The organism is Bradyrhizobium sp. 25ACV, assembly GCF_054863005.1.
Genome location: NZ_JAVAYO010000001.1, coordinates 584,298 through 602,200, shown reverse-complemented (window position 1 = coordinate 602,200; position 17,903 = coordinate 584,298). Strand labels below are relative to the sequence as shown.

At 65.2% G+C, this 17,903-nt stretch carries 13 protein-coding genes; 6 read left to right on the top strand and 7 right to left on the bottom strand.

The features are described 5' to 3' along the window. The 6 genes from RAD04_RS02610 (at position 1) to cnbZ (ending at position 9,503) form a co-directional block, all read left to right on the top strand. Positions 1-1,194, top strand: coding sequence for an efflux RND transporter periplasmic adaptor subunit (locus tag RAD04_RS02610; protein WP_165637128.1), 1,194 nt, complete (start codon positions 1-3; stop codon positions 1,192-1,194). A 71-nt stretch (positions 1,195-1,265) separates the two neighbouring features. Next, a complete protein-coding gene (locus RAD04_RS02605) occupies positions 1,266-4,361 on the top strand; it encodes a MexW/MexI family multidrug efflux RND transporter permease subunit (protein ID WP_461622509.1) in 3,096 nt (1,031 codons plus the stop codon). A gap of 155 nt (positions 4,362-4,516) precedes the next feature. Then, positions 4,517-7,114: a sensor histidine kinase gene (locus RAD04_RS02600; protein ID WP_461622508.1), complete on the top strand. Its 2,598-nt coding sequence runs from the start codon at positions 4,517-4,519 to the stop codon at positions 7,112-7,114. Next, positions 7,111-7,500: a response regulator gene (locus RAD04_RS02595; protein ID WP_461622507.1), complete on the top strand. Its 390-nt coding sequence runs from the start codon at positions 7,111-7,113 to the stop codon at positions 7,498-7,500. Before RAD04_RS02600 ends, RAD04_RS02595 begins: the two co-directional genes overlap by 4 nt. Continuing rightward, complete coding sequence (locus RAD04_RS02590) at positions 7,497-8,747, top strand: adenylate/guanylate cyclase domain-containing protein (RefSeq protein WP_461622506.1); 1,251 nt, start codon at positions 7,497-7,499, stop codon at positions 8,745-8,747. Before RAD04_RS02595 ends, RAD04_RS02590 begins: the two co-directional genes overlap by 4 nt. A gap of 9 nt (positions 8,748-8,756) precedes the next feature. Then, a complete protein-coding gene (cnbZ, locus tag RAD04_RS02585; protein ID WP_461622505.1) occupies positions 8,757-9,503 on the top strand; it encodes a 2-amino-5-chloromuconate deaminase CnbZ in 747 nt (248 codons plus the stop codon). A 216-nt stretch (positions 9,504-9,719) separates the two neighbouring features. Here the strand turns inward: cnbZ and RAD04_RS02580 are convergent, their stop codons facing one another. From RAD04_RS02580 to RAD04_RS02550, 7 genes are all read right to left on the bottom strand, one after another. After that, entirely contained in the window at positions 9,720-10,604 is an 885-nt protein-coding gene (locus tag RAD04_RS02580) for an ABC transporter permease (RefSeq protein ID WP_461622504.1), read from the bottom strand. A 3-nt stretch (positions 10,605-10,607) separates the two neighbouring features. Continuing rightward, positions 10,608-11,549 carry an ABC transporter permease gene (locus RAD04_RS02575; RefSeq protein ID WP_461622503.1) on the bottom strand — a complete coding sequence of 314 codons (942 nt, stop codon included), beginning with the start codon at positions 11,547-11,549 and terminating at the stop codon, positions 10,608-10,610. Between the two features lie 10 nt (positions 11,550-11,559). Further along, a complete protein-coding gene (locus RAD04_RS02570; RefSeq protein ID WP_461622502.1) occupies positions 11,560-13,068 on the bottom strand; it encodes an ABC transporter substrate-binding protein in 1,509 nt (502 codons plus the stop codon). A gap of 22 nt (positions 13,069-13,090) precedes the next feature. After that, complete coding sequence (locus RAD04_RS02565) at positions 13,091-14,200, bottom strand: ABC transporter ATP-binding protein (protein ID WP_461622501.1); 1,110 nt, start codon at positions 14,198-14,200, stop codon at positions 13,091-13,093. Positions 14,201-14,375: 175 nt separating this feature from the next. Further along, positions 14,376-15,365 carry an ABC transporter ATP-binding protein gene (locus tag RAD04_RS02560; protein WP_461622500.1) on the bottom strand — a complete coding sequence of 330 codons (990 nt, stop codon included), beginning with the start codon at positions 15,363-15,365 and terminating at the stop codon, positions 14,376-14,378. Next, entirely contained in the window at positions 15,362-16,072 is a 711-nt protein-coding gene (locus tag RAD04_RS02555; protein ID WP_461622499.1) for a DUF1028 domain-containing protein, read from the bottom strand. Before RAD04_RS02555 ends, RAD04_RS02560 begins: the two co-directional genes overlap by 4 nt. A gap of 9 nt (positions 16,073-16,081) precedes the next feature. Further along, positions 16,082-17,887, bottom strand: coding sequence for a gamma-glutamyltransferase family protein (locus RAD04_RS02550; RefSeq protein ID WP_461622498.1), 1,806 nt, complete (start codon positions 17,885-17,887; stop codon positions 16,082-16,084). Between the last annotated feature and the right edge of the window lie 16 nt (positions 17,888-17,903).

Genomic DNA, 17,903 nt, shown 5'->3' with positions numbered 1-17,903 from the left:
ATGAACATCGTAACCGAACACAAGATTTCGGGCGAACCGATCGACAACAAGGCTCCCAAGCGTCCGGTCCGGCCGGTGCTCTGGTTCATCATCGTCGGCACGCTCCTGGCGGTGCTGGTCGGCGGCCTCGTCTGGTTCAATTATTTCCGCGGCCAGATGATCAAGCAGTTCTTCGCCAACAACAAGCCGCCGCCGACCGCGGTCAGCGCGGCAGAGGCCAAGTCCGAGGTGGTGCCGAACTTGCTCACCGCGGTCGGCGGCCTCGTCGCCGTGCACCAGGTCGACGTCAGTGCCGACGTCAACGGCCGCGTCACCGAGATCAAGTTCGCGCCGGGCACGCGGGTCGAGGCCGGCACGCCGCTGGTCCAGCTGTTCGACGCGCCGGAGCAGGGCGATCTTGCCAATTACAAGGCCCAGGCGACCGTGGCGCAGCTTTCACTCGATCGCGCCAAGCAGCTGGCCTCGCGCCAGTTCGGTCCGCAGGCGACCGTCGATAACGCGCAGGCCGCCTACGACCAGGCGCAGGCCGGCATCGCCAAGACCGAGGCGCTGATCTCGCAGAAGCTGGTGCGCGCACCGTTCTCCGGCGATCTCGGCGTCCGCAAGGTCGAGGTTGGTCAGTATCTGACGGCGGGTACGGCGATCGTGTCGTTGACCGATCTGTCGGAGCTGTGGGCCAACTTCACCGTGACGGAAAAGGATTCCGGCAACCTCAAGGTCGGCCAGACTGTCAAGTTGAAGGTCGATGCCTATCCGGGCCGCATCTTCGAAGGCAAGATCACCACGATCGAACCGCAAATCTCGACCGACACCCGCAATATCCGCGTGCAGGCGACGATCGCCAATCCGGAGAAGATCCTGAAGCCCGGCATGTTCGTGACCACCACGGTGGTGCTGCCGGACAAGCCGGCCGTGATCACCGTTCCGGAGACGGCGGTCGACTACACGCTGTACGGCGACTCGGTGTTCGTGATCACCGAGAAGAAGGAAGCCGACGGCAAGACCAGCCTGTCCGCGGTGCGCACCTTCGTGCAGACCGGCAATCGGGTCGAAGGTCGCGTCGAAATCATCAAGGGCGTGAAGGCGGGCGACAAGGTCGTTGCCGTCGGCCAGCTCAAGCTGCAATCGGGTGCAGCGGTGTCGATTTCGACCGACCCGGCTCCGCAGATCCCGGCGCAGCCGCCGCGCTACTGATCCATTGGCACTCAAGTGATCCGGCTCGGCCGGATCACTTTTCTTGAGACATATAAATCGAGATCGCCGCGATGCGCTTTACCGACATTTTCATCAAACGCCCGGTTCTGTCGGTCGTCGTCAGCCTGTTGATCCTGCTGATCGGCTTGCGCGCGGCCATGGTGCTGCCGATCCGGCAATATCCCAAGCTGTCGAACACGGTCATCAACATCACGACCGTCTATCCGGGCGCGTCCGCGGACCTGATCCAGGGCTTCATCACGACGCCGATCGAGCAAGCGGTCGCGTCCGCCGAGGGCGTCGACTACATCACCTCGTCCTCGGTGCTCGGCACCTCGACGATCCAGGTCTACATCAAGCTGAACTTCGATCCGAACCAGGCGCTCACCGAGGTGCTGGCGAAGACCAATTCGGTCAAATACCTGATCCCGAAGGAATCCAACGACCCGATCGTCACCAAGACCACGGGCCAGACTACGGCCGTGATGTATCTCGGCTTCTCGTCCGAGGAGCTCTCGGGCTCGGCGATCTCGGATTATCTGACGCGCGTGGTGCAGCCGGTGCTGTCGACCGTCGACGGCGTGGCTTCTGCCGACATTCTCGGCGGGCAGACCTTCGCGATGCGGCTGTGGCTCGATCCCGAGAAGATGGCCGGCCGCAACGTGTCGCCGGCTGACGTCGCTGCGGCGATCACCGCCAACAACTTCCAGTCCGCGGCGGGCCAGACCAAGGGCTATCTCATCGTCTCGAACGTCTCGACGAACACGGGCCTGACCGACGTCAACCAGTTCAAGAAGATGATCGTCAAGGCCAAGGACGGCGGCTTCGTGCGGATGGAGGACATCGGCACCGTCGAGCTTGCCGCCCAAAGCACGGACGCGAGCGTCGCCTTCAACGGCGAGCACGCGATCTTCATCGGTGTGCAGGCAACCCCACAGGGCAACCCGCTGACACTGGTCAAGGGCGTGCGCGCGCTGTTCCCCGAGCTCGAGCGCAATCTGCCGCCTTCGATGAAGATGAAGGTCGCCTACGACTCGACCAAGTTCATCCAATCCTCGATCGATGAGGTGGAGAAGACGCTCGGCGAAGCCGTGATCATCGTGATCGTGGTGATCTTCCTGTTCCTGGCGTCGCTGCGGTCGGTCATCATTCCCGTCGTCACCATCCCGCTGTCGATGATCGGCGTCTGCACCCTGATGCTGGCGCTGGGATTCAGCTTCAACCTTTTGACCCTGCTCGCGATGGTGCTCGCGATCGGCCTCGTGGTCGACGACGCCATCGTCGTGGTGGAGAACATCCATCGCCATCTGGAGGAGGGCAAGACGCCGGTCCAGGCGTCGCTGCAAGGCGCGCGTGAAATCGTCGGCCCGGTCATCTCGATGACCATCACGCTCGCCGCGGTGTACGCGCCGATCGGCTTCCTTGGCGGCCTCACCGGTTCGCTGTTCCGCGAATTCGCCTTTACGCTGGCGGGCTCGGTGATCGTGTCGGGCGTGATCGCGCTGACATTGTCGCCGATGATGTGCTCGGTGCTGCTGAAGAACACCGAAGAGGGCCGCTTCGCCAAGGCCGTCAACAAGGTGTTCGGTGCGCTGACGCGCTGGTATGGCCGCAGGCTCGACCGCTCGCTTGACTACAAGGCGATCACGGGCCTGTTCGCGGTGACGATCCTCGGACTCGTCGGCTTCCTCTACATGCACACGTCGAAGGAGCTGGCGCCCGAAGAAGACCAGGGCATCGTGTTCGCGGTGACCAAGGCGCCGAAATACGCCAACATCGACTATGTCGATTTCTACGGGGACAAGCTCGACCACGAATTTTCGAAATTCCCCGAGACCGATCTGCGTTTCGTGCTGAACGGCATCAACGGCCCGCAGGGCGGCATCGCCGGCATGCTGCTCAAGCCCTGGGAGGAGCGCAAGCGCTCGTCGATCCAGTTGAAGCCGCTGGTGCAGGCCGAGCTCTCCAAGATCGAGGGCGTGCAGGCCTTCGCATTCAACCTGCCGCCGCTGCCGGGCGGGCCAGGCGGTCTTCCGGTGCAGATGGTGATCAATTCCACCGCCGGGTTCCAGACGGTCTATGAGCAGATGGAGAAGCTGAAGGACGCTGCGCGCAAGAGCGGCATGTTCATCGTCTCCGACAGCGATCTTGCCTACAACCAGCCGAACGTGAAGGTGACGATTGACCGCACCAAGGCACAGGATCTCGGCGTCAACATGCAGAACCTCGGCGCCACGCTCGCGGTCCTGCTGGGTGGCAACTACGTCAATCGCTTCAATCTGGAGGGCCGGTCCTACCAGGTGATCCCGCAGGTTCCGCGCGCCAAGCGGCTCTCGCCGGAATCGCTCGGTGGCTTCTATGTGACGACCAACACCGGCCAACAGCTTCCGCTGTCGACGGTGGTGTCGATCGAGACCAAGACTGACCCGAACTCGCTGACGCACTACAATCAGCTCAATTCGGCGACGTTCTCGGCCGTGCCGATGCCCGGCGTGACCGTCGGTGCGGCGGTCGACTTCCTCGAAAGCGAGGCCAAGAAGCTGCCGCAAGGTTTCAGCCACGACTATCTCGCGGACTCCAGGCAGTACGTGCAGGAAGGCAATCAGCTCGCGATCACCTTCGGCTTCGCGCTGATCATCATCTTCCTGGTGCTGGCCGCGCAGTTCGAGAGCTTGCGTGACCCGTTGGTGATCATGATCTCGGTGCCGATGGCGATCGTCGGTGCGCTGATCCCGCTGTTCTTCGGCGTGGCGACCATGAACATCTACACCCAGGTCGGTCTGCTCACCCTGGTCGGCCTGATCACCAAGCATGGCATCCTGATGGTGGAGTTCGCCAACGAGCTCCAGGTCAACGAGCGGCTCGACCGCCGCTCGGCCATTGAAATGTCGGCCCGCATCCGCCTGCGGCCGATCCTGATGACGACGGCCGCGATGGTGACCGGCCTGATCCCGCTGCTGACCGCGACCGGCGCGGGCGCGGCCAGCCGCTTCTCGATCGGCCTGGTGGTCGTGGCCGGCATGTCGATCGGCACGCTGTTCACGCTGTTCGTGCTGCCCGCGGTCTATGTGGTGCTGGCGACCGACCATCGCGCGGCGGCCGATTCCGAGCGGAACAAGCAGGTCAACGACCTTGACCTCGGCTCCAAGGCGCTGCGGCCGACCTGACGCCGTTACTAGCAAAGCGAACCAGAGGGCGGCAGCGGTCAATCCGCTGCCGCCTTTTCGTTGTGCCCGGGGGCGCTGGCACGGGATCCAATGGACGGGGCCTTATCCCGTGCTAGCGAAAGACAAGGTGCCGCCTTCTTGCTAGATTTGGGGGCATGAGCCTTTCCCTCCATCCCGACGCCCCGCAAGCCAGGACGCTGCCGAGCGCGGCTACGGCTGGCGCTGCCTCCGGCGCGGCCGCGGGGCGGGGGATCAGGACCCGGCTGTTCACAAAATATGTCGCGCTGTTCGTGGCCGTCGTCGCCATCGCGCTGCTGGCCAACGGCCTGTTCGAGGTCTTCTTTTATTATCGCGAGCACAAGGCTTCGCTGATCCGGGTCCAGCACGAGCAGGCCGAGGCGGCCGCGGCCAAGATCGGCCAATTCGTCAAGGAGATCGAGAGCCAGCTCGGCTGGACCACGCAACTGCCGTGGTCGGCGGGCTCGATCGAGCAGCGCCGCTTCGACGCGCTGCGGCTGCTGCGCCAGGTGCCTGCCATCACCGAGCTTGCCCAGGTGGATTCGACCGGCAAGGAACGGTTGCGGGTCTCGCGGTTGGCGATGGACGCGATCGAGAGCGGGATCGACCTGTCCAATGATCCGAAGTTCACCGAGGCGGTCGCGCACAAGGTCTATTATGGCCCGGTCTATTTCCGCCGGGAGTCCGAGCCCTACATGACGCTGGCGCTGGCCGGCGCGCGCAGGGATGCCGGCGTCAGCATCGCCGAGGTCAATCTCAAGCTGATCTGGGACGTGGTCTCGCAGATCAAGGTCGGCCAACACGGGCATGCCTATGTCGTCGGCCCGGAAGGGCGCCTGATCGCGCATCCCGATATCAGTCTCGTGCTGCGCAACACCGACATGTCCGGCCTCGCGCAGGTGCGCGCCGCGCAGGCTGCCGGTGGCACCATGCCGGACGCGCTCGAGGAAGCGCGCAACATCCAGGGTCGGAAGGTCCTGACCGCGTCGGCGCCAATCGCGCCGTTGCACTGGACCATGTTCGTCGAGCTGCCGGTCGAGGAGGCCTATGCCTCGCTCTATGCCTCGCTGCAGCGGCTTGCGATCGTGCTGCTCGCGGCGTCGATCTTCGCGGTGCTTGCGGGGATATTCCTTGCGCGCCGCATGGTGGGGCCGATCCAGGCGCTGCGCAGCGGCGCCGAACGGATCGGCGGTGGCGACTTCTCCCAGCGCATCTCGATCCGGACGGGCGACGAGCTCGAAGGGCTCGCTGACCAGTTCAACGACATGGGCGCGCGCCTGCAGGAGTCCTATGCAGACCTCGAAAACAAGGTCGAACGTCGAACCGCGGAGTTGAGCGAGACTCTGCAGCAGCAGACGGCGACGGCAGAAGTGCTCGAAGCAATTAGTTCGTCGCCCGGGGAGCTCGAGCCGGTGTTCCGGAAGATGCTCGAGAACGCCACGCGGGTCTGCGCGGCCAATTTCGGCGTGATGCATTTGATGCAGGGCGGTAGTTGCATGGTCGTCGCAGATCATAACTTGCCCGAAGCGTATCGCGCTTCGCGAGCCGGGCTTCAGGTCCACCCGCATCCGGAAAGCGGTCTCGCGACGGTCATACGCACGCATGCGATCTCTCACATGGCAGACTTGCGGGAGGGCGGTGCCTATCGCGCCGGGGCTCCTCACGCGCTCAAGCTCGCCGACATTGCCGGGGCGCGTACGGTCCTCGTCGTGCCGATGCTGAAGGAAGACGAGCTGATCGGCACGATCACGATCTTCCGGCAGGAGGTTCGGCCGTTCACCGAAAAACAAATTGCTCTAGTCGAGAACTTCACCAGGCAAGCCGTCATCGCCATCGAGAACACGCGGCTGCTTCGTGAGCTGCGCGAGCGCACCGAGGCGCTGTCTCAATCCCTCGACGACCTGCGCGCCGCCCAGGATCGCCTGATCCAGACCGAGAAGCTTGCCTCGCTCGGCCAGCTCACCGCCGGCATCGCTCACGAGATCAAGAACCCGCTCAACTTCGTCAACAATTTCTCCGCGGTCTCGACCGAGCTGATCGACGATCTCAACGAGGCGCTGCAATCGGCCGCGCTCGACGGCAAGACCAGGGAGGATGTCGACGAGCTGACCGGCATGCTCAGGAGCAATCTCGAGAAGGTGGTGCAGCACGGCAAGCGCGCCGATTCCATCGTCAGGAACATGTTGCTGCATTCGCGCGAGGGCTCCGGCGAGCATCGGGCCGTCGACATCAATGCGGTCGTCGAGGAGAGCCTCAATCTCGCCTATCACGGTGCGCGGGCCGAACGTCCCTCCTTCAACGTCACGCTCCAGCGCGCGTTCGATCCCGCTGCCGGCATGGTCGACATCTATCCGCAGGAGATCACGCGCGTCTTCCTCAACCTGATCTCGAACGGCTTCTATGCCACGGCCAAGCGCAAGGAGAGCGCGGGCGAGGCGTTCGAGCCGACCTTGAGCGCGGCAACCAAGGATCTCGGCGGCAGTGTCGAAATCCGGATCCGTGACAATGGCATGGGAATTCCGCCCGAGGTGAAGGAGAAGATGTTCAATCCCTTCTTCACCACCAAGCCGGTCGGCGAGGGCACCGGGCTCGGGCTGTCAATGAGCCATGACATCGTCGTGAAGCAGCACGGCGGCACCATCGACGTGAACACCACACAAGGTGTATTCACCGAGTTCATCATCACCCTGCCGCGCACGATGGCGGCGGACGGCACTTCCGGAGGCAAGTCGTGAACGTTTACATCCTGGTCGTCGACGACGAGCCCGACATCGAGGTGCTGTTCCGGCAGCAATTCCGGCGCGAGCTGCGCGCGGGCCGTTTCCAGATGGAGTTCGCCTCCTCCGCGCCCGATGCACTCAAGCGGGCCGCCGAGGTTCGCGATCCTTCGTTGATCCTGATCCTGTCCGACATCAACATGCCCGGCATGAGCGGGCTGGACATGCTGCCGAAGGTGCGTGCCGCGCATCCGGACGTTCCCGTCATCATGATCACGGCCTATGGCGACGCCGAGACACGGCGGAAGGCGATCGAGCGCGGCGCCGTCGGGCTTCTGACCAAGCCGATCGACTTCGCGCTGCTGCGGCAGGAGATCGACACGAGGCTCGAGCAAGCCGCATGAGCGCGACCATCCTCTTCGTCGACGACGAGCCGGATCTCGAAGCGCTGGTCCTGCAAAAATTTCGCAGGCAGATCCGCGACGGACAGGTCGCCATCATATTCGCCCGCGACGGTCTCGAGGCGCTGGCCTCGCTCGAGCAGAATCCGCAAGTCGACATGGTGGTCTCCGATATCAACATGCCCAGGATGGACGGGCTATCGCTGCTCGCGAAACTCCAGGAGGCCGAAGACAAGAAGTCGACCATCATCGTCTCGGCCTACGGCGATATGAGCAACATCCGCACCGCCATGAACCGCGGCGCGTTCGACTTCCTGACCAAGCCGATCGACTTTGCCGATCTGGAAGCCACGATCGGGAAGACCATCCGCCATATCGAGATGCTGCGCGAGGTGCGCCGGCGCCAGATGGAAGCCGAGCGCGCCCATGCCGCGCTATCGCGTCATTTCTCGCCCGAGCTTGCCAAGCGTCTGGCCGCCAGCGGCGACGGCGAGGGCATCGAAGTCCAATGGCGCGATGTCGCCACCATCTTCACCGATATTACCGGCTTCACCTCGTTGGTCGAGAGCGCGCCGCCCGAGACATTGGGTAAGTTGCTCAACGAGTATGTGGGCGGCATGACCGAAATCGTCTTCGTCCATGAGGGCACGGTCGCGAAGATCATCGGCGATGCTATCCAGGTGCTCTTCAACGCGCCCGGCGATCAGCCAGATTATGCCACGCGTGCGGTCGCCTGCGCCCATGAGCTCGACGCCTGGGCGCAGAACTTTCGCGCGCGCCAGAGCGCCATGGGCGTGACCTTCGGTGCCACCCGCATCGGCATTCACGCCGGTCCCGCGCTGGTCGGCAATTTCGGCGGCAATCGCTTCTTCGACTACACCGCCTATGGGGACTCCATCAACATTGCGGCGCGGCTGGAGGCCGCCAACAAGCATCTGGGCACCCGCATTTGCGTCAGCGCCAGCGTCGCCGAGGCGGCCGACAATTTTCAGGGCCGCCCCGTGGGGGAGCTGATGCTGCGCGGACGCAGCGAGCCGTTGCGCGCCTTCGAGCCGCTGCCGCCGGGCAAGTTCGAAGCGCCGGAAACGGCGCTGTATTCGGAGGCCTTCGCCAAGATGGAGGCCGGCGATGCCGCAGCCATGCCGGCCTTTGCCGCGCTGGTCGGCATGCACGCCGACGATCCCCTGGCCGGCTTTCACCTGAAGCGCCTGCTCAACGGCGCCAAGGGAATTCGCATGCAACTGGAATAGGGGTTCGACATGATACGTGACTTCTCTGCCGGCAATTATCGTTTCATTCCGTCCGTGTTCCAGTATTCGGCGGGCGCCGCCGCGGATGACGGCTACGAAATCGAACGCGTCCGCTTCGACCGTGTGGTCCCGCTCGCGGAAGGGTTTGCGCTGGCGGCGAAATTCATCCAGGAGGCAGGGCGTCCGCTGACGGCGTTCTGTGCCTGCGAGCTGCGTTCACCGGCAGCCTTCAGCGAAGAGGGCTTTCGCGCCTTCAACCTGCACTACGTGAAGACGCTGTCCGAATGGGGCATCTTCGACGGCACCACCAATCCGGTGGCGCGCAGCAATGTCTGTCCCGAGATCGATCCGCCGTCCGAGCCGTCGTTCTATGCGTTCTCGTTCACGCGTCCGACCCGCTCGAAAGCGCCGTCCTTCGTGATATCAGGCGGTGCCGAGGCGCGCGAGGGCAGCGGCACCTATGTCGAGCGCACCGTGCGCTATCGCGACCTCAGCCCGGAGGGGCTGCGGGAGAAGGTGCGCTTCACGACGACGTCGCAGATGGAAAGCCGGATGGCGGCCTTCGGCTTCGGCTGGAGCGACACCACCGCGGTGCAGGCCTATTCCGTGCACGACTTCCACCATGCGCTCGTCGACGAACTGGTGCGCCGCGGCGCGTTGCGCTCCGGCCTGACCTGGCATTTCGCCCGCCCGCCCGTGGTCGATCTCGAATACGAGATGGATTGCCGTCGGGTATTGCGGGAAGTGGTGATCTAGAGTTTCTGACGGCAACGCTCTCTCCGTTCCCTCCCCCCTTGTGGGGGAGGGGCAGGGAGGGGGGCCACACGGGGATTCCCTCCGTGGCGCAGCCGTCCTCCGCGCGCAATCAACCGGCACCTTTTCCTGGTTACCCCTCTCCCTAGCCCTCCCCCACAAGGGGGGAGGGAACGCACCTCCGCTGGAGGTGCTAGCTGAGTTTACTCTGATCGGACCTCAGCGCTGCCTCGGGTCCAGCGCGTCGCGCAGGCCGTCGCCGAGCAGATTCAGCGACAGCACCACGAGGAAGATCGCAAGCCCTGGCCAGATCGCCATCCACGGCGCCTGCGTCAGGAAGCGTTGCGCGGCATTGAGCATGCTGCCCCAGGACGGTGCCGGCGGCTGCTGGCCGAGCCCGAGGAACGACAGCGCGGCTTCGGCGATGATGGCGGCGGCAATCGACAGTGTCGCCTGCACCAGCAGCGCGGGCAGGATGTTCGGCAGGATATGCGACAGCGCGATCCGCCATGGCGGATTGCCGAGCGCGCGCGCGGCTTCGACATAGTCCTCGGCCTTAACGACGAGCACCTGGCCGCGGGTCAGGCGGATGAAGATCGGTGTTGCGGAGATGCCGATCGCAATCATGGCATTGCCGAGGCTCGGCCCGAGGAACGCCGCCAGCGCGATCGCCAGGATCAGGAACGGGCAGGCCAGCATCGCATCCGTGATCCGGCTGATCAGTGCATCGACGAAGCCGCCGCGATAGCCGGCGAGCAGGCCGAGCGGCACGCCGATGCCGAGCGCAATCGCAACCGAGATGAGGCCCGCGAGCAGCGAGGCCCGCGCGCCGTAGACGATCCGGCTGAAGATGTCGCGGCCGAGCTCATCGGTGCCGAACCAATGCGCCGCGGTGGGCGGCTTGCGCACCAGGCTCCAGCTCGTCGCGATGGGATCATAGGGCACGATCAGCGGGGCCAGCACGGCGAGCACGATGAACATCGTGAGCACGACGAGCCCGAATATCGCCGCCTTGCGCTTGAGCAGCCGCCGGCGCGCGCGGCGGGCCGGGCTATCCAGCTCGTCGGCTTGCGTGAGAGGGCCCGGCAGCGCGGCGTCGGTCATGCTCTAACCCCGCAGCCGCGGATTGACGAGGATATAGGCGATGTCGGCAACGAGATTCAGCGTGATGTAGATCGTGGCCGTCACCAGCACGACGCCTTGCACCACTGCGTAGTCGCGGTTGAAGACGGCATCCACGATCAGCTTGCCGAAGCCGGGGATGGAGAAGATCTGCTCGGTCAGGACTGCGCCCGACAACAGCGTGCCGAGCTCGAGTGCGCCGAGCGTGATGACGGGCGTCAGCGCATTGCGCATGGCGTGCTTCAGGATCACCGAGCGCTCCAACAATCCCTTGGCGCGCGCGGTGCGGACGTAGTCGCTCTCCAGCACCTGCAGCATGGCGCTGCGGGTATGCCGCATCAGGACCGCGGCAATGGCATTGCCGAGCACGAAGGCCGGCATGATGGTGACCGCCAGGCTCGCGCGCCAGTTCTCGGTGAGCGGCACGTAGCCGGACGCCGGTAGCCAGCCGAGCTCGATCGAGAACAGGAAGATCAGCATGATCCCGAGCCAGAAGTTCGGCGTCGAGATGCCCCACAGCGCAAACAGGTTCGCGCCGTAGTCCCAGGCCGAGCCCTTCTTCACGGCGGCGACGATGCCGGCGGGGATGCCGATCAGGAACGCGATCACGATCGCCATGCCGCCGAGCTGCAGCGTCACCGGCAGCTTCTGCGCGATCAGCTCGCGCACCGGCATCTTGTTGCGCAGCGACTCGCCGAAATCGCCTGAGAGCACGCCCTTGATCCAGTAGGCGTACTGCACCGGGACGGGCTGATCGAGCCGGTACTGGTGGCGGATCTGTTCGATCACGGCCGGGTCACGCTCTTCGCCCGCCATCACCAGCGCGGGATCGCCAGGCAGCAATTGCTGCAGCGAGAAGATCAGCACCGAGACGAAGAACAGCGTCGGCACGATCTGCGCAAGGCGGCGGACGAGAAAGTTCAGCATTCTGGCGGCGTCACTTCAGCTTGAGCCCGATCACGCGCACGAGGCCGTCGGGCATCTGCTTGTAGCCTTCGAGCTTGGTCGTGTGCGCGATGATGATGCGGCGGTGGTAGAGGTACAGCAGCGGCTCTTCGTCCTGGACCAACTTGGCCAGGGTCTCATAGCTGGCCTTGCGCTTGGTGGGATCGGTGACCGATCGCGCGTCCTCCAGCGCCTTGTCGGCCTGCGGGTTGTTCCACGCGCCGTAATTCTGCGGCGCACCGCTGTGCAGGAATACAAAGGTGTTGCCGTCGGGATCGACGCGCCCGCTCCAGGCAAGCATATAGGCCTGGTAATCGCCGGACTCCGCCTGCTTCAGCCCGGTCGCGAATTCGGTGAGGCGGATTTTCATGTCGAACCCGGCCTCGGCCGCCATCGACTGGATTACCTGCGCTGGCGTCTCGGTCTCCGCGCCCTTGGGCACCAGGAAATCGACGCTGACCGGCGGCGTCACGCCGGCTTCCTTCAGCAGCCCTTTGGCCTTCTCGACGTTGCGGGGACGGACCGGAAGGGATTTCTGATAGTAGGGATGATCAGGGTTGACCCATTGATTGCCGACCTGAAACTCGCCGTTGAACACGACCTGGTTGATGGCGTCGCGGTCGATCGCGAGGTCGAGCGCCTGCCGCACCTTTGCGGACTGGCTGAGCGGCCCCTTGGCCTTGTCCTTGCCGATATTGAGCGTGACGCCCTGATAGCCGAGCTCGATGGCGGTCGCGACCTTCAGCCGTGAATCCGCGCGGACCTCCTTCAGATCGGTGGCGAGCACGCGCTCGATCAAATCGAGGCCGCCGGATTTCAAGTTCGCGAGCCGCACGGTGGCATCGACGATCGGCTGGAACACGATCTTGTCGATGAAGACGTTGTCCTTGTTCCAATAGTCCGCGAATTTCTCGAAGACGATGCGGTCCTGCTGCACGCGCTCGACGAATTTATAGGGGCCGGCGCAGACCGGACGCAGGCCGAACTTGTCGCCGGCGTCCTTCGCCGCCTTTGGCGACACCATCATCCCGGCGCGGTCGGTGAGCTGGGCGAGCAGCGGCGAGAACGGCGACTTCAGCACCAGCCTGATGGTGAGGGGATCGACGATCTCGATGTGGTCGACCGAGGCGAGCTCGGGCTTGCGGAACGAGCCGGGGAACGTCAGATGCCGTTCCAGCGAGAATTTGGCGGCTTCCGCGTCGAACGGTTCGCCGTCGTGGAATTTCACGCCGGGCCGCAGCTTGATGACCAGCGCCTTGCCGTCGTCGGCGGTTTCGCTCGACAGCGCAAGCTGCGGCACGATGTTGAGCTTCTCGTCGATGTCGAACAGCTTGTCGCAGAAGGCGGAGAACACGATGCGGCCGACATAGGTGCGCGCCATCGTGGGATCGAGGATATCAGGATCCTCGGCGAGGCCGATGCGCAGCGTGGTCTGGGCCTGCGCGGCTCCAAGCGACAGCAGGACAGCGGCGGCCGTTGCGGCCAGGCGAAACATCTTCATCGGATAGTCCCCATTGCTTCGGCTACGTCGTTGTGGGCGCGGTGCCTTGTATACCAACCCCGGCGGTGTCAGCGCCTTCCGTCTTTCGGCTGAAGGCGGCGACCAATTTTGCAAGCGCCGGCGAAAACCCGCCGGCGGTCGGTAGAATGGCGTCGGCAGACGGCAGTTCCGCCGTGCGGTGACAGGCGGTGGCGTGGCCCGAGCCGTCGGCCAAGAGCGCCGGCGCCTCGTTGCGGCAGCGCTCGATCACGAACGGGCAGCGGGTGTGGAAGCGGCAGCCGGCGGGCGGATTGAGCGCGCTCGGGATCTCGCCCTCCAGCAGGACGGTCGCGCGCTTCGCCTTCGGCTGTGGCAGCGGGATCGCGGACAGCAGCGCCCGGCTATAGGGGTGGCGCGGCGAGGCGAACAGCGCGTCCGCCTCCGCCGTCTCGACGATCTGGCCGAGATTCATCACCGCGACGTGGTCGGCGATGTGCTTGACCACGGCGAGGTCGTGCGAGACGAAAATATAGGCGAGGCCGAGCCGGTCCTGAAGCTCGCGCAGCAGATTGAGGATCTGCGAGCGGATCGAGACGTCGAGCGCCGAGACCGGCTCGTCGCAGATAATCAGCTTCGGCTCGACCGCGAGCGCGCGGGCAATGGCGATGCGCTGGCGCTGGCCGCCGGAGAATTCATGCGGATAGCGCCGCGCCAGCCTCGGCTCGAGGCCGACCAGCCGCAGCAGCTCCCCGACGCGCGCGCGCCGCTGCGCATGTGGCACGAGATCGTGCAGTGCCAGCGGTTCGGTCAGGATCTGGCCGACCGTCATGCGCGGATTGAGCGAGGCATAGGGGTCCTGGAAGATGATCTGGGCCTCGCGGCGGAAGGCGCGGAGCGTATTGGGATCAAGCGAGAGGAGATCGCGGCCGTCGAACCGGATCGTGCCCGCATCCGGCTCGATCAGCCGCAGCACCAGGCGGCTGACGGTGGATTTGCCGCAACCGGATTCGCCGACCAGGGCCAGCGTCTTGCCGGCCTCGAGCGAGAAGGAGACGCCATCAACGGCTTTGACATGCGCCAACGCCCGGCCGAACAGCGAACGCTCGGCGACGAAATGCTTGACCAGGCCTTCGACTTCGAGAAGCGCGGTCATCGTCTTTGCCCCTTACAAAGCCCGATCTCGTGTCCCGGGCGCGGCGCAACATGAAATGTTGCGACGCTGAACCGGGACCCAGCCTGTCGCCGCATGGGCCCCGATTCAGCGGCGCACCACTGCGCTTCGCTTGTGCTGCGCCGCGCCCGGGGCACGAGAGGAGAGAGCAGGGCCATCACGACACCAGGCGTTCGAGCGGCGCGCGGATGCAGCGCGAGAGGTGGCCGGGCCTGACTTCGATCAGCGGTGGCGGCGCCGTGGTGCAGGCGTCCAGAACGAACGGGCAACGCGCGGCGAAGCGGCAGCCTGCCGGCGGCTGCGCCATGTTCGGCACCATGCCCTCGATCGTCGCAAGCTGTTCGGCGCGATGGTCGAGCCGCGGGATCGAGCCGAGCAGGCCGACAGTGTAAGGGTGCTGTGGCGCCGAGAACAATTCGTCCACTGGCGCGCGCTCGACGATCTCGCCGGCATACATCACCGCGACCTCGTCGCAGACCTCGGCGACGACGCCGAGATCGTGGGTGATCAGGATGATGGCGGCGCCGCTCGCCGCCTTCAACTCCCGCATCAGCTCCAGGATCTGCGCCTGCAAGGTGACGTCGAGGGCGGTCGTCGGTTCGTCCGCGATCAGCAGGCGCGGATCGCAAGCCAGCGCCATCGCGATCATCACGCGCTGGCGCATGCCGCCGGAGAGCTTGTGGGGATATTCGTCGATCCGCCGCTCGGGCGAGGGGATGTGGACGCGGCGCAACAGCTCGATCGCCCGTTCGCGCGCGCTTTTCCGCGAGCCGCCGCGGTGGCGCAAAATGGTCTCGATGATCTGGTCGCCGATGGTGAAGCTCGGGTTGAGCGAGGTCATCGGCTCCTGGAAGATCATCGCGAGCCGGTTGCCACGCAGATTGCGCAGGGTTTGGTCCGGCGTCTGCAGGAGGTCGAGGCCGTCGAAGCGGATCGCGCCCGATATCTCCGCGCTTTGTTTCGGCAGCAGGCCCATGATCGCCAGCGAGGTCACGCTCTTGCCGCAGCCGGATTCGCCGACGAGGCCGAGCGTCGCGCCGTTGGCGACACTGAGGTCGACACTGTCGACCGCGTGGGTGATGCGGCCGTCGTCGCCGTGGAAGCGGATGCGGAGGTCCCTGATCTCGATGAGAGGGCTCGCGCTCATGATTGCCTTGCACGCGCGGCGGCGATGCTGGCGTCGATGACGCTGCGATCGGTGTTGCCGGCCGGGTTCTGCCGCGTCGGCATGGATGTGCGAAAATGCACCCAGAGCTCTTGGCTGACCTGCTCGAGCCGTTCGAGCTCGCCGAGCGGATCGGGATGGTCGTCGGCGCGAATGTCCAGCGCCGGCCATTCCTCCTCGCCGTGGATCAACAGCGCGGCGGACTGCTTGCCGCGCTTGTCGCCGCCGGCGGCTTCCCCGGCGCGCATCGCGGCAAGCAGACGGCGCGGGAAAGGCAGGCTGTCGTTGGCGATGTAGGTCTTGGCGGTCTCATCGAGTACGTCGGCGCCCGCCAGCATGTTGCCGGCGATGGAAAAGCCGCTGCCTGCGATGTGCCCGCACCAGTCGACGCAGTCACGCCCGGTATGTACGGCGATCTCGCCGCTCGCACCCATGATGTGGATCTGACGGCTCTCGCGGCCATCGTCGATCGCGAGCAGCGCGGCCAGCACGTCGTGCGTATTGAGGCCTTCACGCAGCAGCCTGACGCCGTCGATGCCGTAATAGGGATTGACGAAGGCCTGCGTGGCGATGGCGCCGAGCCCGGCGGCAATATACGGCACGCGTGCGCCAACGGCGAAGAAGCGGGTCGCAACGGCGATGCCCAACTGGCCGGTGGAAGGGTCTCGCGCGATGATCGACCAGGTCATGTGCTGCCTTCAGCGTCCCGCGGCGTAACCTTGCATGCCGCGCGGATTGGCGGCGGCGCGCCGACGCCGACCCACGCGCGAGGCCGCGGTGAGGCGGCCTTCGGACCAGTCGGGGCCGACTTCCACGATGTGTCCGCGCTCACGAAGGTTCTCGATCGTCGCTTTGGGCACGCGATTCTCGACCACGAGCACGCCGGGGCGCGCGGTACGCGGCCAGAACGAGATCGGGAAATGCTCGGAATGCCAGGCCGGCGCGTCGATCGCCTCCTGGAGATTGAGGTTGCAATGGACGTGGCGCAGGAAGAACTGCGTGATCCACTGGTCCTGCTGGTCGCCGCCGGGCGAACCCCAGGCGAGATACGGCTCGCCGTCGCGCAGCGCCATGGTCGGCGACAGCGTGGTCCGCGGCCGCTTGCCCGGCGCGAGCGAACCGGGTTGGTTCTCCTCCAAATCGAACATCTGCGCGCGGCTGCCGAGGCAGAAACCCAGCTCGGGAATGACAGGCGAGGATTGCAGCCAGCCTCCTGAAGGCGTCGAGGACACCATGTTTCCAGCTTTGTCGATGATGTCGAAATGCACGGTGTCGCCGCGCACCTCGCCGAAGCGCCCCACGGTTGGTTCACCGGCGCCGAGCGCGCCAACGGCCTCGCGTTGGCCTTCAGCGCGGCGCAGCTTGACGACGCCGCCAAAGCCCTCGATCGCGCCGGGCCGGAGATCGAGCGAAGCCTTCTCGGTAACCAGCTTACGACGTTCGTCGTTATAGGCGTCCGATAGCAGCGTCGCGATCGGGATCTCGCTGAACTTGGGATCGCCGTAGAATTTCTCGCGGTCGGCGAAGGCGAGTTTGGCGCATTCGATCTGGAGGTGGATGAACTCAGGCCCGGTCGGGTCGAGCCCGTCGAGGGCAAAGCCCTTCAGCAGCGCGAGCTGTTGCAGCGTCACCGGGCCCTGGCTCCAGACGCCGGCCTTGCAGACGGTATAGCGGCCATAGTCGTAGGTGAGCGGCGCTTCGATCGTCGGTTGCCAGCGCGCCATGTCGTCAGCAGAGAGCACGCCGCGATGCGGCGTGCCGCTGACGTCCATCACCTCCTGGGTGCGGCAGAATTTGTCGATGGCTTCTGCGACGAAGCCTTGCGACCAGGCTTTGCGCGCGCGCTCGATCTCGGCGTCGCGGCCACCGCCGCCGCTCTCGGCTTCGCTGAGAATTCGTGCGTAGGTCGCGGCCAGCGTCTTGTTGGTAAAGAGCGTGCCGGGCTTCGGTACCTCGCCGTTCGGCAGGTAGACGGCGGCCGACGTTGGCCAATGCTTGCGGAATAGTTGTTCGACGGTCTGGATCGTGGCGCAGGCGCGTTCCACCAGCGGGTAGCCGTCGCGCGCATAGGAGATCGCGGGCTCCAGCACGTCGCGTACGTGCATCGTACCGTAGTCGCGCAGCAGCATCATCCAGGATTCGAAGGTGCCGGGGACGCAGGCCGCGAGCAGGCCGGTGCCGGGCACCATGTCGAGGCCTTCGCTCTTGTAATGCGCGATGGTGGCGCGTGCCGGGGCGGGGCCCTGGCCGCAGATCACCTCGGTGCGGCCGCGCTTCACGTCATGGACGATGATCGGCACGTCGCCGCCGGGGCCGTTGAGATGCGGCTCGACCACCTGCAGCGTGAAGGCGGTGGCGACACCAGCGTCGAAGGCATTGCCGCCCTTTTCCAGGATGGCCATGCCGACGGCGGTCGCGATCCAGTGCGTTGTGGCGACGACCCCGAACGTGCCCTCGATTTCGGGGCGGGTCGTGAACGGATCGGGATTGACATTGCTGGCCATGGATTACCTCATTTGC